This is a genomic window from Stenotrophomonas sp. YJH_SMC_17 (assembly GCF_059371655.1).
The window spans coordinates 585,067-609,065 of the sequence record NZ_JCAFUU010000003.1 but is presented as its reverse complement, the minus strand read 5'-3'; the positions used below and the strand labels follow the sequence as shown (position 1 = coordinate 609,065).

Here is a 23,999-nt window from a genome sequence, read left to right as displayed (position 1 = left end):
GACGAACGGCCTATCCAGATTCTGCACGCTGGCTATAATGGCCACGCGTTCTCTGCGGTACTCGACGGCATGTGCAAACATTCGCCTTGTCCCTTAAGAACGACACCGGGAGCGCGACAGCGCCGGGAGTGCAGGTCCGCCTTGTAGCGGGAAGCCCGATGGTTCTCCAGCGTTCCCACTTGAGCCCCCGGGTTCAAGGTCGTTTCGCATGCATCGACATTGCGGAGAATGCAATATTCCAGCAAGGGCGGCGTCTTCGGGCGTCGCCCTTGTTCTTTCCGGCACAATGACGGCTGATCCTTGCCGCACGCTGCCATGACCGACCCGCGCCAGGCCCTGCGCCACGACCTGCGGCAACGCCGCCGCGACCTTTCCGCCGTTGCGCGCATCGCCGCCGCCGAATCGCTTGCCGACGCCCTGCTCGCCCTGCCGTTCGCCCCGCGCGAAGGCGCCGTGGCCGGCTACTGGGCGCTGGATGGCGAGATCGCCCTGCACCGCTGGCAGCTGCAGCTGCCCGAGCAACTCACCTACTGCCTGCCGGTGCTGGCCGGCGAGGTGCTGCGCTTCGCACCGTGGCGGCCGGGGCAGCCGCTGACCAGCAACCGCTACGGCATTCCCGAACCGGACGTGGCGCTGGAAGACACCCTGGAACCGGCGCAGATGGCGCTGGTGGTGACCCCGCTGGTCGGCTTCGACAGCCAGTGCCGGCGGCTGGGCATGGGGGGCGGCTGGTATGATCGCAGCTTCGCCTTCCGCCACGATCGGCCGGCGCCGCCCTGGCTGGTCGGTGCTGCGTTCGCGGTGCAGCAGGTCGAGGCCTTGCCGGTGGCGTCGTGGGACGTGCCGGTGGACGCGATCTGCACCGAAGACGGCACCCTGTTCCCCTCCGCTGCCCCCGTGAACGCATGACCGCCCGCAAGCGCTACTGGCTGATGAAGTCCGAACCGGACGCTTTCTCCATCGATGATCTGGCCAAGGTCAAGGTCGAGCCCTGGAACGGGGTGCGCAACTACCAGGCACGCAATTTCATGCGCGATGGCATGCAGGTGGGCGACGGCATCCTGTTCTACCACTCCAATACCAAGGTGCCCGGCATCGTTGGCCTGGCCACCGTGGCCAGCCCGGCCTATCCGGACGACACCCAGTTCGACCCGACGTCCGACTACCACGACCCCAAGAGCACGCGCGAGAACCCGCGCTGGATGCTGGTGGACGTGGCCTTCGACCGCAAGCTCAAGCAGGTGATCGCGCTGGACGAGATCAAGCTGCACGCCGATGAGCTCGGCGAAGGCTTCCCGCTGGTTGCCAAGGGCAACCGCCTGTCGGTGTTCCCGGTGACCGCTGCGCAGTGGAAGCTGCTGCTGTCGCTGGAAAAGAAATCCTGATTCCCTGCCTGAGAGTTCTTCCCATGTCCGAAGCCAAGCGCCTGGCCGCCGAGAAAGCCATCGAGTACGTCGAAGACGGCATGATCGTCGGTGTCGGCACCGGTTCCACCGTGGCCTATTTCATCGATGCCCTGGCCCGAATCCAGCACCGCATCAAGGGTGCCGTGTCCAGCTCCGAGCAGAGCACCGCGCGCCTGAAGCAGCACGGCATCGAGGTGATCGAGCTGAACCACAGCGGCAACCTGTCGCTGTACGTCGATGGCGCCGATGAGTGCGACCCGAACAAGTGCCTGATCAAGGGCGGCGGCGCCGCGCTGACCCGCGAGAAGATCATCGCCGAGGCCAGCGAGCGCTTCATCTGCATCGTCGACCCGAGCAAGCAGGTGCCGGTGCTGGGCAAGTTCCCGCTGCCGGTGGAAGTGATCCCGATGGCGCGCAGCCTGGTCGCCCGCCAGATCCGTGACATGACCGGCGGCCAGCCGACCTGGCGCGAAGGCGTGGTCACCGACAACGGCAACCAGATCCTGGACATCCACAATCTGGAAATCACCGACCCGGAAAAGCTGGAGCGCGAGCTCAACCAGCTGCCCGGCGTGGTCTGCGTCGGCCTGTTCGCGCGCCGCCGCGCCGATGTGGTGATCGTCGGCGGCGAGCCGCCGGTCGTGCTCTGACCCTTTCGAAGGATCCTGACGATGTCGCTGTTGCGTTCGCTGCTGATGCTTCCGCTGCTGGCCCTGGCCGGCTGCGCCACCGACGCGGCCCGCCATTGGGTCGAGTTGGATGGCGCCCGCTACCAGGTGGAGCTGGCCACCAACGATGAAACCCGCGCGCGCGGGCTGATGTTCCGCGACCAGATGGCGGCCGACCACGGCATGCTGTTCATCCACGACCGCGAGGAAATGCAGGCGTACTGGATGAAGAACACCAAGATCGCGCTGGACATCCTGTACTTCGACAGCGAGCGCAGGCTGGTCAGCCAGCAGCGCAACGTACCGCCGTGCTCGGCCGGCGACATGTGCCCGCCCTATCCCAGCGGTGGCCCGGCCCGGTACGTGCTGGAGCTCAACGCCGGCCAGGCCGAGAAGCTCAAGCTGAAGGACGGCACCGCGCTGACCTTCGGCCCGGGCATCGAAAAGTAAAAGTAACGGTAGTGCCGGCCGCTGGCCGGCAATCCAACCCGGCCGGGGTCGGATCCCTTTCGCAAGCGAAAGGGATCCGACCCCGAAATTTTTCACGCGACACTGCTTGAAACCGTCTGCAATTGCCGCCAGTCTGTGGCCATGCAGGACCGGATCACACTCCCCGATTGGGATGCACTGGCCGACCTCGAAGACGAGGCGCTGCCCTTGTTGCCGACTGCGCTGCTGATCGCGCGCGATGAATACCCCGATCTGCAGCCGTCCACCTACGACGCGCTGATCCAGAGCCATGTCGACCACCTCCGTTCGGAAGTGGAAAGCATCGACAACAGCCCGTTGAAGATGGCGGCGATCAATCGCCACCTGTTCGACGAGCTGGGCTACAGCGGCGACCACGACGAGTACTACGACCCGCGCAACAGCTACCTCAACCAGGTCTTCGAGCGGCGCCTGGGCAACCCGATCTCGCTGGCGCTGGTGCAGATGGAAGTCGCGCGCCGGCTGGGCATCCCACTGGATGGCGTGTCCTTCCCCGGCCACTTCCTGGTACGCCTGCCGGTGGACGATGGCGTGCTGGTGATGGACCCGTTCAATGGTGGCCGCCCGTTGGACGTGGACGAGCTGCGTGAACGCGCCAAGTCACACCTGGGCGGGCAGATGCCCGATGACCAGGTGCTGGCGCAGATCCTCGACCCGGCCCCGACACGCGCGATCCTCATGCGCATGCTGCGCAACCTGCACGGTGTCTATGCCGAAGCCGGCGAGTGGGACCGCGCCGCGCGCAGCGCCGACCGCCTGTTGAAGCTGGCCCCGGAGCAGGACGACGCCCTTCGCGACCGCGGCCTGGCCTACCTGCAGCTGGAGTACCTGGCCGGTGCCCGCCACGACCTGGGGCAGTATCTGAAGCGCCATCCCGAGGCCAGCGACGCGCAGTGGCTGCGCGAAAAACTGATCGATCTGGGTGGACCGGTGCCGCGGTTGCATTGAGGTTATCGGTGTGCGGGCAAACGGTCCGCACCCACGGAAAGGCCTGCAGGCCCCACCGCTCAATCGACTTCGACCATCTCGAAATCGGCCTTGGTCACCCCGCAATCGGGGCAGGTCCAGGTCTCGGGAATATCCTCCCAGCGCGTGCCCGGCGCGATGCCCTCTTCCGGCAGACCTTCCGCTTCGCTGTACAGGAAGCCGCAGACCACGCACATCCAGGTTCGCAGGGTGGTGGGGGTGGCGTCGCTCATCGGATAATCAGGTCTGGATTCACGGGCCGCCATTGTCCCATCGCGGCCCACGCACCGGTAGCCATCGATGACTTCTGCTTCCCCGGCGCCCCGCGGCGTCTACCTGATCACCCCGGACGAGCCCGATACCGCGCGCCTGCTGGCCCGCACCGCGCCGCTGCTGGCTGCCGGCGCCACCTTGCTGCAGTACCGCAACAAGACCGCCAGCGATGCGCTGCGACAGGAGCAGGCGATCGCGCTGCAGGCGCTGTGCGCGGAATACGGCGTGCCGCTGATCGTCAACGACGACCCGGCGCTCGCCAAGGCCGTTGGCGCGGCGGGGGTGCATCTGGGCGGCACCGACGGCGACATCCCCAGCGCGCGCGCCCTGCTCGGCCCCGAGGCCATCATCGGCGCCTCCTGCTATGACCAGCTGGCCAATGCCGAGAGGGCCGTGGCCGCCGGCGCCAGCTACGTGGCCTTTGGCGCCTTTTTCCCGACCACCACCAAGATCACCACCAGCCGCGCGCATACCGACCTGCTGCGGCAAAGCGCCGCACTGGGCGTGCCGCGGGTGGCCATCGGCGGCCTGACGCCGGACAATGTCGGTCCCATCATCGATGCCGGCGCCGACCTGGTGGCCGTGGTCAGCGGCATCTACGCCGCGCAGGACCCGGTCACGACCCAGCGCGCCTACCTCGCCCAGTTCGCGTAATGCCCAGGAAAGCCCCATGAACCACGACCAGTCCCACGCCCTGTTCTCCCGTGCCCAGCAGCTGCTGCCGGGCGGCGTCAATTCGCCGGTACGTGCGTTCAAGTCGGTCGGCGGCGAGCCGTTCTTCGTCGAGCGCGCCGACGGCGCCTACCTGTATGACGTCGATGGCAACCGCTACATCGACTACGTCGGTTCCTGGGGCCCGATGATCGTCGGCCACAACCATCCGGCGGTGCGCCAGGCGGTGAAGAAGGCCATCGACAACGGCCTGTCGTTCGGTGCGCCGTGCGCGGCCGAAGTGACCATGGCCGAAACCATCACCCGGCTGGTGCCGTCGTGCGAGATGGTGCGCATGGTCAACTCCGGCACCGAAGCCACGCTGTCGGCGATCCGCCTGGCCCGTGGCGCCACCGGCCGCAACCGCATCGTCAAGTTCGAAGGCTGCTACCACGGCCACGGTGACTCGTTCCTGGTCAAGGCCGGCAGCGGCATGCTGACCCTGGGCGTACCGACCTCGCCGGGCGTGCCGGCCGGCCTGAGCGAACTGACCCTGACCCTGCCCTACAACGACTTCGACGCCGCCACTGCGCTGTTCGAGCAGCAGGGTGACGACATCGCCGGCCTGATCATCGAACCGGTGGTCGGCAATGCCAACTGCATCCCGCCGCGCGAGGGTTACCTGCAGCACCTGCGTGCGCTGTGCACGAAGCATGGCGCGCTGCTGATCTTCGACGAAGTGATGACCGGATTCCGCGTCGCCCTCGGCGGTGCGCAGGCGCACTACGGCATCACTCCTGACCTGACCACGTTCGGCAAGATCATCGGCGGCGGCATGCCGGTGGGGGCTTACGGTGGCCGTCGCGAGCTGATGCAGCAGATCGCCCCGGCCGGCCCGATCTACCAGGCCGGCACGCTGAGCGGCAATCCGGTGGCAATGGCCGCCGGCCTGGCGATGCTGGAGCTGATCCAGCAGCCGGGTTTCCACGCCGACCTGGCCGGGCGCACCGCACGCCTGTGCGCCGGTCTGGAAGCGGCAGCCGCCGACGCCGGCGTGGCCGTGACCACCACCCGCGTGGGTGCGATGTTCGGCCTGTTCTTCACCAGTGAAAAGGTGGAAACCTATGCGCAGGCCACCGCCTGTGACATCCCGGCGTTCAATCGCTTCTTCCATGCGATGCTGGACCAGGGCGTGTTCCTGGCACCGTCGGCGTACGAGGCCGGCTTCCTGTCGAGCGCGCACGACGATGCGGTGATCGAAGCGACGCTGGCCGCTGCACGCGTGGCGTTCAAGGCTGCCAAGGGCTGAGTCCGCGCCCGGCAGGTGCCAACCTTGGTTGGCACTGCCGCATCTGGTGGGTGCCAACCTTGGTTGGCACAGAGCAGCCGAGCATGGCTCGACGCTACAAACGGCATCAACCGAAGACGAACTTGCCCTTCATCATCGCGAAGTGGCCGGGGAACGAGCAGAAGAAGGTGTAGTCACCCCCCTTCTGCAGGCCCTGCGTGGAGAAGCGCACGCGCGTGGTCTCGCCGCCACCAATCACCTTGGTGTGGGCCAGCACGCGCTTGTCTGCCTTCGGCAGGTAGCTTTCGGCCAGGGTCATGCGCATGCCGGCCATCGCCACCGGCGGGTAATCGGCAGTGCGGGTCAGCACCCAGTTGTGGCCCATCGCAGTGACGGCCAGCTTGCCGGTGTGACGCAGGGTCAGGTCTACGGCGGTGCAATCGGCGGCGACCTTGATCTCGCGGCTGCTGAAGCTCATCTGGTCGGTGCTGTCGATGCTCACCGCACACACCCGCGCCATCGCCGACGGCGCCAGCATCAGCGCACCCAGTCCTACTGCCACCATCCAACCCTTCATCGTTGCGTCTCCTGCGGATTCAAGCGCCATTCTAGGCAGCCCCCTGTGGCCACGTCTGCGACCGTCTGTCGCATGGCTGCTCCAGGGTTTCCCGAGTGTTCACTGCAATGGCATGCTCGGCCGATGCGGATCGATCTGTTGCTGCTGGATGTGGACGGCGTGCTGGTGCAGTACCAGCGCGCGCAGCGTGTGCTGCGTCTTGCGCAAGCGCTGGGGGTTGCCCCTGCCGCAGTGCAGGCCGCGCTGTTCGACAGCGGACTGGAAGCGGCGCATGACAGCGGCGCGCTGGATGGCCCGGCCTATCTGTTGCGAGTGGGAGAGCTTCTGCACAGGACCGTCGACGTGGACACCTGGACGGCAGCGCGGCAAGCCGCCAGCCATCCGCAGCCCGCAGTACTGCAACGGCTGCAGGCCCTGCAGCTGCCGATGGCGGTGCTGACCAACAATGGCGCGTTGATGAAGCAGGCCTTGCCGTCCCTGCTGCCGGAGCTGTTCCCTGCCCTGCTGGGTCGCGTGTTCTGCAGCGCCGATTTCGGCCTGCGCAAACCGGCGCCGGAAGTGTTCCTGCGCACGCTGGAAACACTGGGCGTGGCGCCTGCGCACACGCTGTTCGTCGATGACCTGTTCGCCAACGTGCGCGGTGCACGCGCCGCCGGCCTGCATGCGGAAACCGTGCGCGATGGCCGTGGGCTGGGCAAGGTGTTGAAGCGCTATCGGATTGCGTGAACCACTGTAGAGCCGAGCCCATGCTCGGCTCACCGCCGTATCAGGCAACAGGAGCCGAGCATGGGCTCGGCTCTACAGATGCCTCTGCTGGCGTCAGCGCGCGGCAATGAACGCGGCAATCGCCGCACGCAGGCGCTTGAGGCCTTCGGCCACTTCTTCCTCGGTGATGTTCAACGACGGCACGAAGCGCAGCACGTCCGGGCCGGCCTGCAGGGTCAGCAGGCCCTGCTCGGCGGCGTGGTCGAGGATCGCACCGGCCTGGCCGGCGAAGCCCTCGCTCAGCACCGCGCCCAGCATCAGGCCACGACCACGCACGTCGCTGAACACGCCGAATTCTTCATTGATGCGCGCGAAGCCATCGCGCAGCGCCTTCGACTGGCGGCTGACATTGGCGGCGATCTCCGCCGAAGCCAGCTTGCGCAGTGCAACGCGCGCGACCGCAGCGGCCAGCGGGTTGCCACCGAAGGTGGTGCCGTGCGCGCCGAACTGCATGGTCTCGGCCACCTTGGGGCCGGCCAGCATCGCACCGATCGGGAAGCCGCCGCCGAGTGCCTTGGCCAGGGTGACCATGTCCGGCACCACGTCATCCTGCCAGTGCGCGAACAGGGTGCCGGTGCGCCCCATGCCGGCCTGGATCTCGTCCAGCACCAGCAGCGCGTTGTGCTGGTCGCACAGCTCGCGCACGCGCTTGAGGAAGCCGGTCTTGGCCGGCATCACGCCGCCCTCGCCCTGGATCGGCTCCAGCATCACCGCAGCCACGTCACCGGCGGCCATCGCGGTTTCCAGCTGCACCTCATCGTTGAAATCGATGTAGCGGAAGCCACCGGGCAGCGGCTCGTAGCCCTCCTGGTACTTCGGCTGGGCGGTAGCGGTCACCGCACCCATGGTGCGGCCATGGAAGCTGCCGCGGAAGGTGATGATCACCCGCTTGTCGGCCGGGCGACCCTGGCTGGAGGCCCACTTGCGGACCATCTTGATCGCCACTTCGTTGGCTTCGGCGCCGGAATTGCACAGGAACACGCGCTCGGCGAAGCGGCTGGCCTTCACCAGCTCCTCGGCCAGGTGCAGCGGCGGCGCGCTGTAGAACACGTTGCTGGTGTGCCAGAGCTTGCCGGCCTGCTCGACCAGCGCGGCCACCAGGTCCGGATCGTTGTGGCCCAGGCCGCACACGGCGATGCCGGCGGCCAGATCGATGAACTCACGCCCCTGGCTGTCCCACACGCGGGCGCCCTGCCCTCGCTCCAGCACCACCTGGCGGGGCTTGTAGACCGGCAGGTAGTAGTGCGAAAGGGAGATCAGCGGATCGGTCGCGGCAGTCATGGCAGTCGGCAGGGTTCAGGAATGCCCATTCTCGCGCCGGAACCCCTGCGGCACAATGCGCCCATGCGACCGTTTTCCGCCCCCCAGCTGAACCCCGCCACCGAAACCGGCTGGCGCCGTCGGTGGTTCGACATCATCTACCGCCACGACAGCCGGCCCTCGCGCAATTTCGACCTGATCCTGGTGGTGGCCATCATCGCCAGCATCCTGGTGGTGATGATCGACAGCGTGCAGCACCTGCATGCCGAATGGTCCACCGGCCTGTACATCCTGGAATGGGCCTTCACCCTCATCTTCACCGCCGAATACGTGCTGCGGCTGGCGGTGGTCAAGCGCCCGCTGCGGTATGCGGTGAGCATCTGGGGCATCATCGACCTGCTGTCGATCCTGCCCGCCTACCTGTCGATGTTCATCCCCGGCGCGCAGAGCCTGCTGGTGGTGCGTGCCCTGCGCATCCTGCGCGTCTTCCGCATCCTCAAGCTGACCCGATACATCGAGGAAAGCGGCGTGTTGATGACGTCGCTGTGGCGCAGCCGGCGCAAGGTGCTGGTGTTCCTGTTCACGGTGATCACCATCACCATCATCGCCGGCGCGCTGATGTACGTGATCGAAGGACCGGAACATGGCTTCACCAACATTCCGGCCAGCATGTACTGGGCGGTGGTGACCATGGCCACGGTCGGCTTCGGCGACATCGTGCCGCAGACCGTGCTTGGCCGCTTCGTCACCTCGGTGCTGATCCTGATCGGCTACAGCATCATCGCCGTGCCCACCGGCATCTACACCGCCGAACTGGCCAGCACGATGCGCGAGGCCGAGCTGGCCGCGCGCCGTGACGCACGTGGCTGCCCGCATTGCGGATTGGAAGGCCACGAGCCCGATGCACGGCACTGCCGCAAGTGCGGCGGTGAGCTGCCGGATGCGTTCAGCCATTGAGGCACATGCCGGCCAGCGGCCGGCACGACCTCTTGGCGCTTACGCATGGATGCGCGCGCGGCTCATCGCATGCGGTTGCTGGTCGTTACCAGATCGTTGTATGCGGCAAGGATCGTTGACTGCGCCCCTTCCGGGTCGGTGGTGAGCCAACTGCCTGACGCCTTCCGCTCTGCCGCCAGCGCTTCGGCGGTGATCGGCTTGTGCTGCTCCAGGCGCTCGACCCCACGTCCCGCGGTACGCACCAGCTTGTCCGCCGAACGCTGCACGTGGCCCCACATCGGGTCATCCTTGCCGACGCCACCGTTCTGGATCTCCGTCACCAGTGCCTGGAAGTCAGCCAGCTGCGCGCGCAACGCTGCAACATCCGGTGCGTCGCTCTGGAACGCCATGGCGAGCTGCTTGCCATCGCCCAGCAGGCGGAGATGGTAGTAGGCCAGCGAACGCCCTTCGCTTTCCTCGATCTGCTTCAGCTGCGCCACCCGGCGTTCGTTTTCGTTCTTTTCCAGCGCTACATCCATCGCTTCGCTGGCCTTGAAGAAATCAGCATAGGCCTGCATCAACGGGGCATGCTGGCTGCGCATCCCCTCACCGCCATCACGGCGATAGTCCTCGCGGGTGAAGTAGCCATCGGCGCGCTCGACCAGGGTGTTCAATGCCTGGAATGCCTGCTGGTAGTCTCGCGCGGCGCCATCCATCGGCAGTGCCGGGGTCTTCGCCAATGCATCGGTCACTGGCTGGCCGCAGGACTCGACGCGGTGCGACAGCACCTTGCCGGGCGAACGAGGTTGCGCTTCCTTGCCGGTCGGGCCGGCTTCGGGGTCCTTCATCCAGCGGGTGTAGGCCTGGAAGCCCTCGTGGACGGGCTGTTCAACGCCGTTGTAGCACTCGATGTAGGCGTTCACCTTTCCCAGGCTGGGGTCGGCCACAGCCAGCCCTGCCGATTTGTTGCAGCCGCTCAGGCCCGTCACAGCGCCGATCAGCAGCAGCGGCGCGATGCGCAGGCAGGACGTCGTCATGGTCCCTCGCATGGGTGCTGGCGCGCCGGTCACTGGCGGTTGCTCTGGAAAACGAGCGTGTTGTATTCCTGCATGAGCTTGCTGGCCGAACCGCGCGGCGCCATCGAGGGCGAATCCAGCATGCGTCGCTCGAAATCGCTGTAGGGCGTCTTGCTGCTGACCCGCTGCAGCCGCTCCTTGCCTTCGCGCCGGAAATTCTCGGCCTCACGTTCGAAGCCTTCCCAGTCCGACTTGCCCGGCTCCTGGTCGGCAACCTTGGCATGCGCTTCATCGGAAATGCGATTGAAGGCATCCAGGCGCTCGCGGGCCTTGGCCTGATCGAAATCATCGTCGCTCATCAGATCCATGATGGCCTTGGCCTCCAGCATCATCGCCAGCCGGTAGTACGCGCGCGTGCGGCCCTCGGCCTGCTCCAGCGCCTTGAGCTGCTCGCGCTGGGCGGCGTCGTTCTGACGCTCCAGCTCGGCATTGAACGTTTCGCTTGCAGCCACGAAATCCTTGAAGGCGGCCATCAGCGGCGCGTGCAGCTGCTTGCCCTTGGCAAACTGGTCGTCTTCGTAGTCCTGGCGATCGTAGTAATCGTGCGCGTCCTTGCTGAGCGGCACCAGCGCCTTCAGCGCCTGCTGGTAATGGGCCGCAGCAGCATCGAGATCGGCCAGCGCCGGCTTGGCAGCGATCGCCTCGGTCACCGGGGCGCCGCACTGCTTCATGTCGTAGTCGCTGATCTCGAACGGGCCGTACACGTGCGTCTCGCGCCCGGTCGGGCCAGCGTCGACATCCTTGATCCAGCGCGTGTAGGACTGGATGCTGCCGTGGGTTTTCGAATCCAGCGCGTTGAAGCAACCGATGTAGGCGTTGAGCTTGGCGGTCAACTGCTGCTGTGCATCGGACGGGGCCGCGCTGGCGTCCGGCGTGCCGGAGGAATCGGTGCCGCCCGCAGCTGTGGGAGCCTTGCCACCGCAGGCGGTCAGGATCAACGACAGCGAAGCGGCCAGCGCTGCGACGGAAAGAGTGCGTGACATGTGCTCACATCCCTGTTGGAAACGATTACAGCCGCGCATTCTAGCGCAGCAGGCCGAGTGTCGCAGCCCTCGGCCTCTTCCGGCAGTGGGATATCAATCCAGGAACAGATCCGGCAACAACGGCCGCGACGGATCCACCGCGTAGCCCGAAAGGTCGGTGGCACCGGCCTGCGCCAGCACCTCATCATCGATCAGGAACTGGCCGTGGAAACCGGCCGCTTCGCGCACCAGCACCGCGTGCGCGGCGTCGGCCATGATCTGCGGCGTGCGGCAACCGGCCGCATCCACGCCCGGAATCATGTTGATCGCATCGGTAGCGATCACCGTGCGCGGCCACAACGCGTTCACCGCCACGCCCTGCGGGCCGAACTCCGCCGCCAGGCCCAGGGTGACGAAGCTCATGCCCATCTTCGCCAGCGTGTAGCCGGTGTGTGGTGCCCACCACCTGGGTTCCAGGCTCGGCGGTGGTGCCAGGGTGAGGATATGCGGATTCGGCGCCTGCAGCAGGTACGGCAGGCAGGCCTGCGCGCACAGGAAGCTGCCGCGCGCATTGACCTGCTGCATCAGGTCGAAGCGCTTCATCGGCGTATCCAGCGTGCCGCGCAGCCAGATCGCGCTGGCGTTGTTGATCAGGATGTCGATGCCACCGAAGGTATCGACCGTGGCCGCGACGGCCGCCTGCACCTGCTCTTCCTCGCGGATGTCGCACTTCAGCGCCAGGCCCTGCCCGCCAGCAGCCGTCACCGCTTCGGCGGCGGTGTGGATGGTGCCGGGCAGCTTCGGATTCGGCACCGACGACTTGGCCGCGATGGCCACATTGGCGCCGTCGCGCGCAGCGCGCAGTGCGATTGCCAGGCCGATGCCACGCGAGGCACCGGTGATGAAAAGCGTTTTGCCCTGCAGACTGCCCACGATCCACACTCCAGCGTATGCAATGAGCCGCTAGTATGCCGCGCCGACGCGGAGTTCACCCGGCCTTGACGATACTCGGGCCTCCAGCCAACGCACGAGGTCCACGCCATGCGCCGTTCCCGCCTGTTGCTGCCTGCCCTGGGGCTTGCGCTGCTGACTGCCTGCCAGGGCCGTTCGCCGGAACCCGGAAAGGCGCCGCCCGCCGGTGACGCGCCCAGCGCGGAGAAGGCTGCCGCCGACGGCAGGATGCGCTGGAGCGAGGCCGTGGTCTGGGATGGCGATCTGAACGCGTGCCGCCAGGGTGAGAATGCGGCCACCCGTGACTGCCTGCGCGATGCGATGCGTGCCGGCGGTGCAAGCGCCGATGCGATCACCGCCGCCGAGCAACTGTCCAGCGCCGGGGAACTGGCGTATGTCACCGCGTGGCATGAGAACGAGGGGCTGGGCATTGCCACGGTCGAGTATCCCTTCCGCGCCAACACCAACGAAGGCACCCGCCTGGTCGACGCCAGCGGCAAGCGCATCGATGTGGACGCCGTGCAGCTGGACGACACGCTGCGTGCCGACCCGACCGTGCAGGAGCTGCTGAAGGCCAACCCGCAGGCGACGCCGTTTGCCCCTGCGCAGTCGGCCGGAGCGACACCGCTGGAGGGCGGCGGCATCCGCCTGCTGTACCGCACGCCGCTGCGAGACTGCCACGCCTGCCCGGACGTGGGCCAGCTGCAGATCGCCTATGACTTCGATGCCAAGCGCAACTTCATCGGCCAGCAGGTGGTGCCGGCGACGCCGTAACCCGGAAACACCGCGTATCGCCGGGCATGGCCCGGCGGACGCAGTGTCGCGTCATCGATAGGCCTGCACCTGCTTCTGCAGCAGATGCGGCACGATCAACCGGTGCACGGGCGCGACCGGTAGCATGTAAAGGCGGCCGAACGCGTTGTGCGTATGCACCACCGTCGCCACTTCCAGCACGTCGCCCTGCCATTGCAGGGCCAGCTGTACGCGAAGGTGGCGATCATCGTCTTCCAGCACGATGGCATCGTCATCCAGCGACTGCAGGGTGAAGATGCCCAGCCGCTGGCCGGGGGCCGGATCGACGCTGTCCTGCACCGCCCGCAGCGAGCCCAGATGTTTCATGCCGAGCAGGCGCATGCCCTGGTTGCGCAGCGCCATCAGGCCGTCGAACCAGCCGGGAATGATTGCCGCCATGTCGCGGTAGGCCTGCAGTGCGGTACGCCCGTCGCGCCGGGTGGTGGCCTGGCAGGCGTGCACGAAGTCGGCGCCGGGCAGCTGTGTACGCAGCACGCTGCCCGCGCTCGGCGGGGCGCTCATCACCTGCGATGCACTCACGGCTTCGGTCCCTGCCCTTCGTTGTCTTCCCAGTGCAGGATGCGGCGGGTGACGAAGCGATAGACCGGTTTGCCGGTGGCGAACCAGAGCTCACGCACCCACGAGGTGCGCTTGAGCACGCGCTTCTCCACCGGGGTGAGCGATTCACGGCAATACATGCGCTTGTGCTTGAGCAGGTGGCGCAGGTCCTCGCGCGCCAGCAGGCGCATCCAGCGCGAGCGCGGGTTGCCGATCACTGCCAGCTGGAAGTCGATCAGCGCCGGGCGGCCGTCCTCGGTGACCAGCCAGTTGGCCTCCTTGGCCAGATCGTTGTGGGCCACGCCGTTCCGATGCAGCTGCTGCAGCAGCCGGCGCGCGGAACGGAACCAGGCCACATCGCCGCGTGGCGGGCGCTGGTACATGGCATCGCCGGCCATGAAGCTGCGGTCGAGGTGGCGGGCATCCCATGCAAGCAACTGCGGCACGTCGGCCATGCCGTGGATATGGCGCAACGCGCGTGCTTCACGCCGCGCCAGCCACCACGCGGGCAGCCGCAGCCACAGCGGCGTAGCGCCCAGATCGCGGCGCACGAACCGGCCGCTGGGCCCTTCAACCAGAAGGATCCGGCCGAAACTGTCGGCCTTCAAAGCACGGTGGGGGGCGTCTGGTGTATGCAGCATGGCTCCATTCTAGGCGATGGCGCCGGTTGCAAACGGTCACCAAGCGGCTGGGAACCAGTCACCTTCACGCCCCTATAATCGGGCAATGGACTCTTCATGGATCGACGCCACGCTCGCGTGGATTGCCGCCCACCCCGTGCTGGCGGGCGCCGTTATCTTCCTCATCGCCTTCTGCGATGCGGTGATCATTCTCGGTGCCATCGTGCCGGCCCTGCCGCTGCTGTTCGCTGTGGGTGTGTTCATCGGCCTGGGCCAGATCTCCGGGCCGTACGCGGTGGCGGCGGCGGCACTGGGTGCGTTCGCCGGTGATGGCATCAGCTACTGGATCGGCCGCCGCTGGGGCGATCGTCTGCGCGGTATCTGGCCGTTCAGCCGCTACCCGCAGCTGCTCGACCGCGGCGAGAACCTGTTCCGCCGCAATGCGTTCAAGAGCATCCTGGTGGCGCGCTACGTGGGCGCGATCCGGCCGTTCGTACCGGCCATCGCCGGCATGATGAAGATGCCCGCCAGCCGCTACGTGCAGGCCAGCGGCATCGCCAGCATTTCCTGGGCGGTACTGTTCCTGGCCCCGGGCTGGATCCTCGGCGAAGCGTATGACGCGGTGGCTGCCGTGGCCGGGCGGCTGGTGGTGGTGGTCGGCCTGCTGGCGGTGATCCTTGGCCTGGTCTGGGCCATCGTGCTGTACGGCTACCGCTGGTCGGCCGCGCGCATGGACAACTGGCTGGCACGCCTGCTGGACTGGTCCAACCGCCACCCGACGCTGGGCCGCTACACCGTCGGCGTGCTGGACCCGAAGCGCCGCGAATCGGTGCCGCTGGCGATGCTGGCGCTGATGCTGCTGTTGCTGGGTTGGGGCTGGTTCGCGCTGCTGACCGTGGTGGTCGCACACGGCGAGCCACTCGCCATCGACCTGCTGGTGCACCAGGCCATGCTGGCGCTGCGCAATCCACTGGCCGACTACCCGATGGCCGCGCTGGCGTCGCTGGGGGCGTGGCAGGTACTGCTGCCGGCCACCGCCGCAGCGATGGGCTACCTGATCTGGCGCCGGCGCTGGATGGCGGCCGCACACTGGCTGGCCGCCCTCGCCTTCGGCCTGGCGTTGACCATGCTGCTCGGCGCCACCGTGGACGTGGTGCGCCCGGTCGATGCCAGCAGTGGCTTCGGCTTCCCGTCGGTGTCGGTGACCATGGCCACCATCACCTTCGGCTTCTTCGCGGTGCTGATCGCGCGCGAGATGCCCGGCCGCACCCGCGTCTGGCCGTACTTGGTGTCGGGCATCGTGGTCAGCCTGATCGGCTTCTCGCGCCTGTACCTGGGCGCGCACTGGCTGAGCGATGTGATCGGCGGCATGCTGTTCGGCACGTTCTGGCTGCTGGTGCTGGGCATCGCCTATCGCCGCCGCTTCAACCGCTCGTTCTGGGTGAAGCCGGTGGCGTGGCTGTTCTACGGCGTCTTCGCCGTGGCAGCGATGTGGTACGCGCCGCGCAACATCCCGGTGAAGCTGGAACGCTTCGAGCCGACCCTGCCGGCACCGCAGGCAATGGACATGCAGGCCTGGTGGCAGCACGACTGGGCGCAGCTGCCAGCACGCCGCAACGAATTCGACGACGATCAACGCTGGCCGCTGGACGTGCAGGTGGCCGGCCCGCTGGCACCGCTGCAGGCGCAGCTGGAGGCGCGCGGCTGGAAGCGGCAGGAACAGGCCGGCTGGCAGCAGGCGCTGCTGATGCTGGACAAGAACACCGGCGCCGATGAACTGCCGGTGCTGCCGGCCACCCTGGATACGCGCGTGGAAGCGCTGCTGATGGTGCGCCAGGGTGCGCAGCCGGATGAGCGTTACGTGCTGCGGCTGTGGCCGGCGCCTGCACAACTGCAGCCGGGCAACACGCCGCTGTGGCTGGGCAGTGCGCAGACCCTGCGCTACGAGCGCCACTTCGAGTGGATCGGCATGTGGCACCCGCTGCGTGGCGTCGATCCGGCATTGAATGCCGTGAAGGACGCCGTGCAGAACCTGCCGCAGCGCGAGGACGTGCACAGCGAAACCGGGTTGCCGGTGCTGCGGTTGAAGACGCAGCGGTGATGGTTTCGCCGGGCAGGGCCCGGCGCTACCGGAACGCGTTCCGGAGCGTGTAGAGCCGAGCCTGTGCTCGGCTGATTTTCGCGCGGTCCAGCAAGGCGAGCATGGGCTCGGCTCTACAGTAGATCCACGCAGCGCGTGGATGGCCCTACGGCATCCAGCCCAGCAACTGCTGCAACCGCTGGTGCGGGTCGTCCATCTGCAGCAGCTGCAGCCGCTGCTGCTCGCTCAGCGGCAGCAGCTCGGCCAGCCGCCAGCCGACCCAGCTGGCCTGGTCCAGCAACGCCGGATTGGCCGGCGCATAGGCCTCACCGGCCTGCTCGATGATGTGCCCCAGCACCGTGGCCAGCAGGGCATGCTGCGGCCGCAGTTCGTCATCGGGGTCTTCCTCGCACCAGCGCACATCCGCCACCACCAGGCCGTTGTCGCGCACGCGGGTGCGCTCGACATGGAAGCGGCGGGTGCCGCGCAGGCGCAGCTGCAGCACACCATCGGCGCCGACATCGAAGTCTTCGATGCGCACCTGTACGCCAAAAGCCGCCGGCGTTGCCGGGGCGCCCACTTCGTGGCCATCGAGGATCAGGCAGACACCAAAGCCTTCGCCACTGCGGCCGCTGTCGCGGACCAGATCCAGATAGCGCCGCTCGAACACGCGCAGGCCCACCGCCGCACCCGGCACCAGCGTGGTGTGCAGCGGAAACAGCGGCAGCGCGCCATCGACGCTCATCGGGCCTGCAGCGCAGCGAGGAAGCGGCGCGGCGCGCCGTCGAAGCCACCGTTGGACATGAACACCACGTGGTCGCCGCTGCGCACACTGGACTGCAGCTGCGCCAGCAGTGCATCGGTGTCCGGCACCGCGTGCGCTTCACCACGCACCGCGGCGATCACAGCGGCGGCATCCCAGGCCAGTTCCGGACGGTGCAGGAACACCACCTCGTCGGCCAGCGCCAGCGACGGGGCCAGTGCCTGCGCGTGCGCACCCAGACGCATCGAGTTGCTGCGGGGCTCCATCGCGACCACGATGCGCGCATCGCCGACCTTGGCACGCAGGCCTTCCAGCGTGGTGGCGATCGCGGTCGGGTGATGGGCGAAATCGTCGTACACGGTGATGCCCTCGTGGCTGCCGATCACTTCCATGCGGCGCTTGACGCTGCGGAAGCGCGCCAGCGCCGGAATCACCTCGGCCGGCGCCACGCCCACGGCATGCGCCGCGGCCAGCGCAGCCAGACCGTTGAGCACGTTGTGCCGGCCCAGCAGCGACCACTGCACGTCACCCAGCGCCTGCCCGCGATGGTGCACGCGGAACGCGCTGCCATCGGCGGCCAGCAGCTCCGCATGCCATTCGAGCGAGGGATCGAATCCGAAACGCTCGACCGGGGTCCAGCAGCCCATCGCCAGCACGTCGGCCAGGTGCTGATCCTCGCCGTTGACGATCAGGCGGCCACGCGCCGGCACCGTGCGCACCAGATGATGGAACTGGCGCTGGATCGCCGCCACATCGGGAAAGATGTCGGCGTGGTCGTATTCAAGGTTGTTGAGGATGGCCACCAGCGGCCGGTAGTGCACGAACTTGCTGCGCTTGTCGAAGAACGCGGTGTCGTACTCATCGGCCTCGACCACGAACTCCCGGCCCTGGCCCAGGCGCGCGGAAACGCCGAAATCCTCGGCCACGCCGCCGATCAGGAAGCCCGGCGAACGCCCGGCGCTTTCCAGCAGCCAGGTGAGGATGGTGGTGGTGGTGGTCTTGCCGTGGGTACCGGCCACGGCCAGGGTATCGCGCCCCGGCAGCACCTGCTCGGACAGCCATTGCGCACCCGAAATGTAGCGCTGGCCGGCATCGAGCACGGCCTCCACGGCCGCGTTGCCGCGCGAAAGCGCGTTGCCGATCACCACCTCATCGGTCCCGGCCGGCACGCTGTCGGCGCGATAGCCCTGGTCCAGAGTGATGCCCAGCTGCTCGAGCTGGGCCGACATCGGCGGATAGATGGCCTGGTCGCTGCCGCTGACCGAATGGCCGAGTTCCCGCGCCAGGGCGGCCACGCCGCCCATGAAGGTGCCGGCGATTGCAAGGATATGTACGCTGCTCATGACCGAGGATTGTGACCGATGACGGCTGTATAGGGCCAATGTCCGCTCCCGGGTAAGACAAGTCCTACACGGGATGTGAGAAAACTCCAATCTTCTGTCAGGGAATTCCCGATAGCGATGTTCTGTGAACCCGGACACAATTCGAACTGCCAGCCGCAGTACCCGAACCGGTCCTACTCCCCAAGAGGCCATCCCCAAGGGAGCTCATGCTGCGGGGCCCTGAGCAAGCCCTCTGCTGGCGCCTATCAAACGACACAGGCCTGATCCTCGCGGACCAGGCCTGTGCTTTTTTGCCCGAAGGGCCGGCAGCAGGCCGGCCCGGCCGGGTCAGGCCTTGATCGCCGCCAGGATGCGGGCTTCGATCTCGTCCAGTTCACCGACGCCGTCAACGCGGGCCAGAGTGCCACGGCCGGCGTAGAAGTCGACCACCGGGGCGGTCTGGTCGTTGTAGACCTGCAGGCGCTGACGCACCGCTTCCGGATTGTCGTCGGCGCGACCCTGCTCCTTGGCGCGACCGGCGATGCGGTCGACCAGCAGCTCGGTGGCCACGTCCAGCTGCACCACGGCATCCAGCGGCTGGCCGATCTTGGCCAGCAGGCCGTCCATCGCATTGGCCTGGGCCACATTGCGCGGATAGCCATCGAGGATGAAGCCCTTGGCGACATCGGCCTGGGTGAGGCGCGACTCCAGCATGCCCAGCAGGATGTCGTCCGACACCAGGTTGCCGGCATCCATCACCGTCTTGGCCTGCTTGCCCAGCTCCGTGCCCGCGGCGATTTCCGCGCGCAGCATGTCACCGGTCGAAATGTGGGCGATCCCCAGCTTTTCCTTCAGGCGCGTCGCCTGTGTCCCCTTGCCCGAACCGGGCGGTCCCAACAGAACCAATCGCATTGACCTGACTCCAACGTGTTGAAAACAAAGAAGGTTCGCGTCCCGGACGGACCGGTATCGCTGCACCGCAATAGCGCCACTTTACCGCATCCGGGTAATGTCCCTGCAATGTCCTTTCCCCCGAGCAGGTAGACGCATGCGCAACGGTACTCTCCTCTACGCCCAATCCGGTGGTGTCACCGCGGTCATCAACGCCACGGCGGCGGCGGTGATCGAGCAGGCCCGGGCCAAGGGCATCAAGGTCCTGGCCGCGCGCAACGGCATCCTCGGCGCGCTGCGCGAGGAACTGATCGACACCAGCAGGGAGAGCGCTGCGGCCATCCGTGCCCTCGCCCATACCCCGGGCGGCGCCTTCGGATCGTGCCGGGTCAAGCTGAAATCGCTGGACGCCGACCGCGCCCGCTACGACCGCCTGCTGGAGGTGCTGCGTGCCCATGACGTGCGCTGGTTCCTCTACAACGGCGGCAACGACTCGGCCGACACCGCACTGAAGGTCTCGCAGCTGGCCAGGGCCTCCGGCTACGACCTGACCTGCATCGGCGTGCCCAAGACCATCGACAACGACCTGGCGGTGACCGACACCTGCCCCGGCTTCGGCTCGGCGGCCAAGTACACCGCCGTGTCGGTACGCGAAGCAGCACTGGACGTGGCGGCGATGGCCGAAACCTCCACCCGCGTCTTCATCTACGAGGCGATGGGACGCCACGCGGGCTGGCTGGCCGCGGCCGCCGGCCTGGCCGGCAACGGCGATGACGAAGCTCCGCACATCATCCTGCTGCCCGAGCGGGCCTACGACGAGGCGGTGTTCCTGGCTAGGGTGAAGGCGGTGGTCGAGCGCGTCGGCTACTGCGTGGTGGTGGCCTCGGAAGGCATCGCCACCGCCGACGGACGCTTCGTCGCCGACGCCGGTGGTGGCAAGGATTCCTTCGGCCATTCGCAGCTGGGCGGCGTGGCCGCGCACCTGGCCGGCCGGGTCAAGGACCAGCTGGGCCTGAAGGTCCATTGGGCGCTGCCCGATTACCTGCAGCGCTCGGCCCGCCACCTGGCCAGCAGGACCGACTGGGAGCAGGCGCAGGCGGTGGGCAAGGCTGCCGTGCAGCTTGCGCTGAAGGGCCAGAACGGGGTGATGCCGGTGATCGTGCGCAGCAGCGACGCGCCCTACCGTTGGAAGATCGAAGCGGCGCCGCTGTCGAAGATCGCCAACCATGAGAAGAAGATGCCGGCCGGCTTCATCCGCCGCGATGGCTTCGGCATCACCGCCAAGGCGCGCGCCTACCTGTCGCCGCTGATCAAGGGCGAAGCGCCGCTGCCCTACGGCGCCGACGGCCTGCCGAAGTACGTCACGCTGAAGAACGTGGCGGTGAAGCAGAAGCTGCCGCCGTTCGAGGGCTGACCCGAAAAAGGGGACGGAGGAACACCATGGCACTGCGCGTTGTTCGATTGGGTACACCGCGTGCGCCCGGCGAGGGCCTGCGCATCGGCACCGTGCGGCGGCCGCCGCGCGGTGTGCCGCGCAGCGAGTTCGCCCGGCAGGACTGGTACGACGTCTGGTTCCCGACCCTGTCACCCAGCGCGGCACTGGTGAAGCAGGCGCACGAAGCGAAGACGGCCGCCGACTGGCATGCGTTCTTCCGCCACTTCACGGCCGAGATGAAGGCGCCTGATGCCGCCCACGCGCTGGACCTGCTGGCTGCGATGTCACAGCACAGCGACATCAGCGTGGGGTGCTATTGCGAGGACGAGGCGCACTGCCACCGCAAGGCCCTGCGCGAGCTGCTGGTGGCGCGTGGAGCGACGCTGGCGGATTAATTGCAATGGATCCACGCCACGCGTGGATGCGCCCTGCCACATGGGCTCAATTGCAGGCCTTGCCTTCCACCTGCAACTGCGCCGCAAACATCGTCACCTGCGGAATCTGGCCGGCCGCCGCCTGCTTCTTCGCCTCTTCCAGGTAGATCCGCGATTGGCCCTGCCCGTCCAGCTCCACCTTGTTGCTTGACGGCAGCCGCCACACGCGCACCACCGCCTGCTGCGCCGGGCACGCGGCGTTGGGCACGCGGATCACATCATTTAGCTTCCAGCCCTTGTCGGCACTCGGCTGCGCCTTGGCGTAGTCCACGAAGCGCGCGCGTGGCTGGCATTGTTCGCTGGTGCGCACCGCGGAGAAGCGATACGGCTCGGCGGCCTGGCCGGTGAACGCACCTTCCAGGCGCGCACAGGCCTCGGGGATCTGCCGCAGCGTGTGCACCGCGCCTACCGCCTGTGGTGCACCGACTGCGCGCTGCAGCTCGGGGGTTTCTGCAGCGAAGGCCGGCAGCGCCGGGACCAGGGCGGCAAGCATCAGCAGGGACAGGCGCATGGGGGATCTCCTTCAGGACTGAGCGCAGGCTTGCAGAGATTGGCTTAACGGGGTGCAAAGGCGCGTGGGTCGAGCAGCCGCTGTGCTCGCCGGGCGCGGCGCGGCCCGGCCCTACCATCCAGACGCGGGCGCACGCATACTGCGGGCACCAGGGAATGCTGAACACCGCCATACGTCGGACGACCGCCAAGGTCGGTACGGGTTGGTTCCAGGCTGCAGCCCGTCGTCCCCCTCGTGGTGCCGTTCATCGCCACTGGATGCCTACATCCATTCTGCGGAGGGGTCTAATGCTGGAACGTCACGGGCTGTCATTGGCGCTGGGCTGCGCCATCCTCGCAATCCTGTTCGGAATCGTCTCGGCGCGCTGGATCCTGCGCCAACCCACCGGCAATGAACGCATGGTCGCGATCGCCACCGCAATCCAGGAAGGTGCGCGTGCCTATCTCAACCGCCAGTACCTGACCATCGGCGTGGCCGGCGTGGTGCTGTTCGTGCTGGTAGGGGCGTTCCTCAGCTGGTACACCGCGATCGGCTTCGCCGTCGGCGCAGTGCTGTCCGGTGCTGCCGGCTACATCGGCATGAACGTCTCGGTACGCGCCAACGTACGCACTGCCGAAGCTGCTCGCCACGGCATCAGCGCAGCGATGGACGTGGCGTTCCGTGGCGGTGCGATCACCGGCATGCTGGTGGTCGGGCTGGGCCTGCTGGGCGTGGCCGGCTACTACGCACTGCTGCTGCGCATGGGCCTGCCGATGGAGCAGGCGCTGCACGCACTGGTCGGCCTGGCCTTCGGTTCGTCGCTGATCTCGATCTTCGCGCGGCTGGGCGGTGGCATCTTCACCAAGGGCGCCGACGTGGGCGCCGATCTGGTCGGCAAGGTGGAAGCCGGCATTCCAGAGGATGACCCGCGCAATCCGGCGGTGATCGCCGACAACGTCGGTGACAATGTCGGCGACTGCGCCGGCATGGCCGCCGATCTGTTCGAGACCTATGCGGTCACCGTCATCGCCACCATGCTGCTGGGCAGCCTGATGCTGGCCGAAGCCGGTGCCAATGCAGTGCTGTATCCGCTGGTGCTGGGCGGCGTATCGATCATCGCTTCGATCATCGGCGCACTGTTCGTCAAGGTGAAGCCCGGCGGTTCGATCATGGGCGCGCTGTACAAGGGCGTGATCGTGTCCGGCGTGCTGGCCGCCATCGCGTTCTACCCGATCACCACCGGGCTGATGGGCGACAACGTGCACGGGCCGATGGCGCTGTACGGCTGCGCGCTGATCGGACTGGTGCTGACCGGCCTGATCGTATGGATCACCGAGTACTACACCGGCACCCAGTACAAGCCGGTGCAGCACGTGGCGCAGGCGTCGACCACCGGCCACGGCACGAACATCATTGCCGGCCTCGGCATCTCGATGAAGTCCACCGCGCTGCCGGTGGTGGCGGTGTGTGCGGCGATCTGGGGCGCATTCGCGCTGGGTGGGCTGTACGGCATCGCCATCGCCGCCACGGCGATGCTGTCGATGGCCGGCATGATCGTCGCCCTCGATGCCTACGGGCCGATCACCGACAACGCCGGCGGCATCGCCGAAATGGCCGAGCTGCCCTCGGAGATCCGCGACATCACCGATCCACTGGATGCGGTGGGCAACACCACCAAGGCGGTGACCAAGGGCTATGCGATCGGTTCGGCGGCACTGGCCGCATTGGTGCTGTTCGCCGACTACACCCACAACCTGCAGGCGGCACATCCCGGGCAGGAATTCCGCTTCGACCTCAGCGACCACACGGTGATCATCGGCCTGCTGATCGGCGGCCTGATTCCGTACCTGTTCGGTGCGATGGCGATGGAGGCGGTCGGCCGCGCGGCAGGTGCGGTGGTGGAGGAAGTACGCCGCCAGTTCCGCGAGATCCCCGGCATCATGCAGGGCACCGGAAAGCCGCAGTACGACAAAGCGGTGGACATGCTGACCCGCTCGGCGATCCGCGAAATGATCGTGCCCTCGCTGCTGCCGGTGGCGGTGCCGGTGGTGGTCGGCCTGCTGCTCGGGCCGCGCGCCCTGGGCGGCCTGCTGATCGGCACGATCGTGACCGGCCTGTTCGTGGCCATCTCGATGACCACCGGCGGCGGCGCCTGGGACAACGCCAAGAAGTACATCGAGGACGGCCACTTCGGCGGCAAGGGCAGCGAGGCGCACAAGGCCGCGGTGACCGGCGATACCGTCGGTGACCCGTACAAGGACACCGCTGGCCCCGCGATCAACCCGCTGATCAAGATCATCAACATCGTGGCGCTGCTGCTGGTGCCGCTGCTGTAAAAGCCTTCTG

General features: G+C 67.3%; 26 protein-coding genes and 1 other RNA gene. 15 read left to right on the top strand and 12 right to left on the bottom strand.

The annotated features are described in order from the left end of the window. Positions 1–46 precede the first annotated feature (46 nt). From ssrS to AC5P8Z_RS12485, 6 genes are all read left to right on the top strand, one after another. Positions 47–232, top strand: a non-coding RNA gene (ssrS, locus tag AC5P8Z_RS12510) — 6S RNA. Between the two features lie 83 nt (positions 233–315). Beyond that, positions 316–909, top strand: coding sequence for a 5-formyltetrahydrofolate cyclo-ligase (locus AC5P8Z_RS12505; RefSeq protein WP_099588705.1), 594 nt, complete (start codon positions 316–318; stop codon positions 907–909). Then, the gene (locus tag AC5P8Z_RS12500; RefSeq protein ID WP_099588704.1) at positions 906–1,385 is read left to right on the top strand and encodes an EVE domain-containing protein; all 480 of its coding nucleotides are present in this window, start codon (positions 906–908) and stop codon (positions 1,383–1,385) included. The genes AC5P8Z_RS12505 and AC5P8Z_RS12500 overlap by 4 nt, the downstream gene beginning before the upstream one ends. Before the next feature lie 23 nt (positions 1,386–1,408). Beyond that, positions 1,409–2,056, top strand: coding sequence for a ribose-5-phosphate isomerase RpiA (gene rpiA, locus AC5P8Z_RS12495; RefSeq protein WP_295566743.1), 648 nt, complete (start codon positions 1,409–1,411; stop codon positions 2,054–2,056). A gap of 21 nt (positions 2,057–2,077) precedes the next feature. Beyond that, a complete protein-coding gene (locus tag AC5P8Z_RS12490) occupies positions 2,078–2,524 on the top strand; it encodes a DUF192 domain-containing protein (protein WP_286069741.1) in 447 nt (148 codons plus the stop codon). A gap of 141 nt (positions 2,525–2,665) precedes the next feature. Then, positions 2,666–3,511 (top strand): SirB1 family protein, encoded by an 846-nt coding sequence (locus AC5P8Z_RS12485; RefSeq protein ID WP_286069743.1) that lies wholly within the window; start codon positions 2,666–2,668, stop codon positions 3,509–3,511. Between the two features lie 59 nt (positions 3,512–3,570). On the opposite strand, the gene AC5P8Z_RS12480 is transcribed toward AC5P8Z_RS12485, so the two are convergent. Continuing rightward, on the bottom strand, positions 3,571–3,795 hold the full coding sequence (locus AC5P8Z_RS12480; RefSeq protein WP_080347542.1) for a rubredoxin: 225 nt from the start codon (positions 3,793–3,795) through the stop codon (positions 3,571–3,573). A gap of 34 nt (positions 3,796–3,829) precedes the next feature. Here AC5P8Z_RS12480 and thiE point away from each other — a divergent pair, with 34 nt between their 5' ends. Both thiE and hemL read left to right on the top strand, forming a co-directional pair. Next, entirely contained in the window at positions 3,830–4,456 is a 627-nt protein-coding gene (gene thiE, locus AC5P8Z_RS12475) for a thiamine phosphate synthase (RefSeq protein ID WP_495229155.1), read from the top strand. 16 nt (positions 4,457–4,472) lie between these two features. Further along, positions 4,473–5,762, top strand: coding sequence for a glutamate-1-semialdehyde 2,1-aminomutase (hemL, locus tag AC5P8Z_RS12470; RefSeq protein ID WP_495229154.1), 1,290 nt, complete (start codon positions 4,473–4,475; stop codon positions 5,760–5,762). 106 nt (positions 5,763–5,868) lie between these two features. Here the strand turns inward: hemL and azu are convergent, their stop codons facing one another. Then, complete coding sequence (gene azu / locus AC5P8Z_RS12465) at positions 5,869–6,318, bottom strand: azurin (RefSeq protein WP_495229153.1); 450 nt, start codon at positions 6,316–6,318, stop codon at positions 5,869–5,871. A 123-nt stretch (positions 6,319–6,441) separates the two neighbouring features. Between azu and AC5P8Z_RS12460 the strand changes: the two genes are divergently transcribed. After that, entirely contained in the window at positions 6,442–7,044 is a 603-nt protein-coding gene (locus AC5P8Z_RS12460) for an HAD-IA family hydrolase (protein WP_295566749.1), read from the top strand. A 93-nt stretch (positions 7,045–7,137) separates the two neighbouring features. On the opposite strand, the gene AC5P8Z_RS12455 is transcribed toward AC5P8Z_RS12460, so the two are convergent. Next, complete coding sequence (locus AC5P8Z_RS12455; RefSeq protein ID WP_286069749.1) at positions 7,138–8,364, bottom strand: acetylornithine transaminase; 1,227 nt, start codon at positions 8,362–8,364, stop codon at positions 7,138–7,140. Between the two features lie 63 nt (positions 8,365–8,427). Between AC5P8Z_RS12455 and AC5P8Z_RS12450 the strand changes: the two genes are divergently transcribed. Beyond that, positions 8,428–9,300, top strand: coding sequence for an ion transporter (locus AC5P8Z_RS12450; RefSeq protein ID WP_286069751.1), 873 nt, complete (start codon positions 8,428–8,430; stop codon positions 9,298–9,300). A gap of 62 nt (positions 9,301–9,362) precedes the next feature. Here the strand turns inward: AC5P8Z_RS12450 and AC5P8Z_RS12445 are convergent, their stop codons facing one another. From AC5P8Z_RS12445 to AC5P8Z_RS12435, 3 genes are all read right to left on the bottom strand, one after another. After that, the gene (locus AC5P8Z_RS12445; protein ID WP_295566753.1) at positions 9,363–10,328 is read right to left on the bottom strand and encodes a YiiG family protein; all 966 of its coding nucleotides are present in this window, start codon (positions 10,326–10,328) and stop codon (positions 9,363–9,365) included. Positions 10,329–10,345: 17 nt separating this feature from the next. Further along, complete coding sequence (locus AC5P8Z_RS12440; protein ID WP_495229152.1) at positions 10,346–11,338, bottom strand: YiiG family protein; 993 nt, start codon at positions 11,336–11,338, stop codon at positions 10,346–10,348. 93 nt (positions 11,339–11,431) lie between these two features. Then, entirely contained in the window at positions 11,432–12,250 is an 819-nt protein-coding gene (locus tag AC5P8Z_RS12435) for an SDR family oxidoreductase (RefSeq protein WP_495229151.1), read from the bottom strand. Positions 12,251–12,358: 108 nt separating this feature from the next. Here AC5P8Z_RS12435 and AC5P8Z_RS12430 point away from each other — a divergent pair, with 108 nt between their 5' ends. Then, a complete protein-coding gene (locus AC5P8Z_RS12430) occupies positions 12,359–13,042 on the top strand; it encodes a hypothetical protein (protein WP_286069755.1) in 684 nt (227 codons plus the stop codon). Between the two features lie 51 nt (positions 13,043–13,093). Here AC5P8Z_RS12430 and AC5P8Z_RS12425 read toward each other — a convergent pair whose 3' ends face one another. After that, a complete protein-coding gene (locus AC5P8Z_RS12425) occupies positions 13,094–13,582 on the bottom strand; it encodes a DUF2867 domain-containing protein (RefSeq protein ID WP_495229176.1) in 489 nt (162 codons plus the stop codon). 14 nt (positions 13,583–13,596) lie between these two features. Then, positions 13,597–14,259, bottom strand: coding sequence for a serine/threonine-protein kinase (locus AC5P8Z_RS12420; RefSeq protein ID WP_495229150.1), 663 nt, complete (start codon positions 14,257–14,259; stop codon positions 13,597–13,599). Between the two features lie 85 nt (positions 14,260–14,344). Here AC5P8Z_RS12420 and AC5P8Z_RS12415 point away from each other — a divergent pair, with 85 nt between their 5' ends. Next, complete coding sequence (locus AC5P8Z_RS12415; protein ID WP_286069758.1) at positions 14,345–16,339, top strand: bifunctional DedA family/phosphatase PAP2 family protein; 1,995 nt, start codon at positions 14,345–14,347, stop codon at positions 16,337–16,339. Between the two features lie 145 nt (positions 16,340–16,484). On the opposite strand, the gene AC5P8Z_RS12410 is transcribed toward AC5P8Z_RS12415, so the two are convergent. From AC5P8Z_RS12410 to AC5P8Z_RS12400, 3 genes are all read right to left on the bottom strand, one after another. Beyond that, a complete protein-coding gene (locus tag AC5P8Z_RS12410) occupies positions 16,485–17,063 on the bottom strand; it encodes an LON peptidase substrate-binding domain-containing protein (RefSeq protein WP_495229149.1) in 579 nt (192 codons plus the stop codon). Further along, positions 17,060–18,424: a UDP-N-acetylmuramate:L-alanyl-gamma-D-glutamyl-meso-diaminopimelate ligase gene (gene mpl, locus AC5P8Z_RS12405; protein WP_495229148.1), complete on the bottom strand. Its 1,365-nt coding sequence runs from the start codon at positions 18,422–18,424 to the stop codon at positions 17,060–17,062. The genes AC5P8Z_RS12410 and mpl overlap by 4 nt, the downstream gene beginning before the upstream one ends. A gap of 327 nt (positions 18,425–18,751) precedes the next feature. Then, positions 18,752–19,315 carry an adenylate kinase gene (locus AC5P8Z_RS12400; protein WP_014038375.1) on the bottom strand — a complete coding sequence of 188 codons (564 nt, stop codon included), beginning with the start codon at positions 19,313–19,315 and terminating at the stop codon, positions 18,752–18,754. 136 nt (positions 19,316–19,451) lie between these two features. Between AC5P8Z_RS12400 and AC5P8Z_RS12395 the strand changes: the two genes are divergently transcribed. Both AC5P8Z_RS12395 and AC5P8Z_RS12390 read left to right on the top strand, forming a co-directional pair. After that, positions 19,452–20,708: a 6-phosphofructokinase gene (locus AC5P8Z_RS12395; protein ID WP_286069761.1), complete on the top strand. Its 1,257-nt coding sequence runs from the start codon at positions 19,452–19,454 to the stop codon at positions 20,706–20,708. Positions 20,709–20,734: 26 nt separating this feature from the next. Then, positions 20,735–21,124 (top strand): DUF488 domain-containing protein, encoded by a 390-nt coding sequence (locus AC5P8Z_RS12390; protein WP_286069762.1) that lies wholly within the window; start codon positions 20,735–20,737, stop codon positions 21,122–21,124. Between the two features lie 46 nt (positions 21,125–21,170). Here the strand turns inward: AC5P8Z_RS12390 and AC5P8Z_RS12385 are convergent, their stop codons facing one another. Then, complete coding sequence (locus AC5P8Z_RS12385) at positions 21,171–21,674, bottom strand: hypothetical protein (protein ID WP_286069764.1); 504 nt, start codon at positions 21,672–21,674, stop codon at positions 21,171–21,173. A gap of 287 nt (positions 21,675–21,961) precedes the next feature. Here AC5P8Z_RS12385 and AC5P8Z_RS12380 point away from each other — a divergent pair, with 287 nt between their 5' ends. After that, positions 21,962–23,989, top strand: a complete 2,028-nt coding sequence (locus AC5P8Z_RS12380; RefSeq protein WP_495229147.1) for a sodium-translocating pyrophosphatase — start codon at positions 21,962–21,964, stop codon at positions 23,987–23,989. The last annotated feature ends 10 nt before the right edge of the window (positions 23,990–23,999 follow it).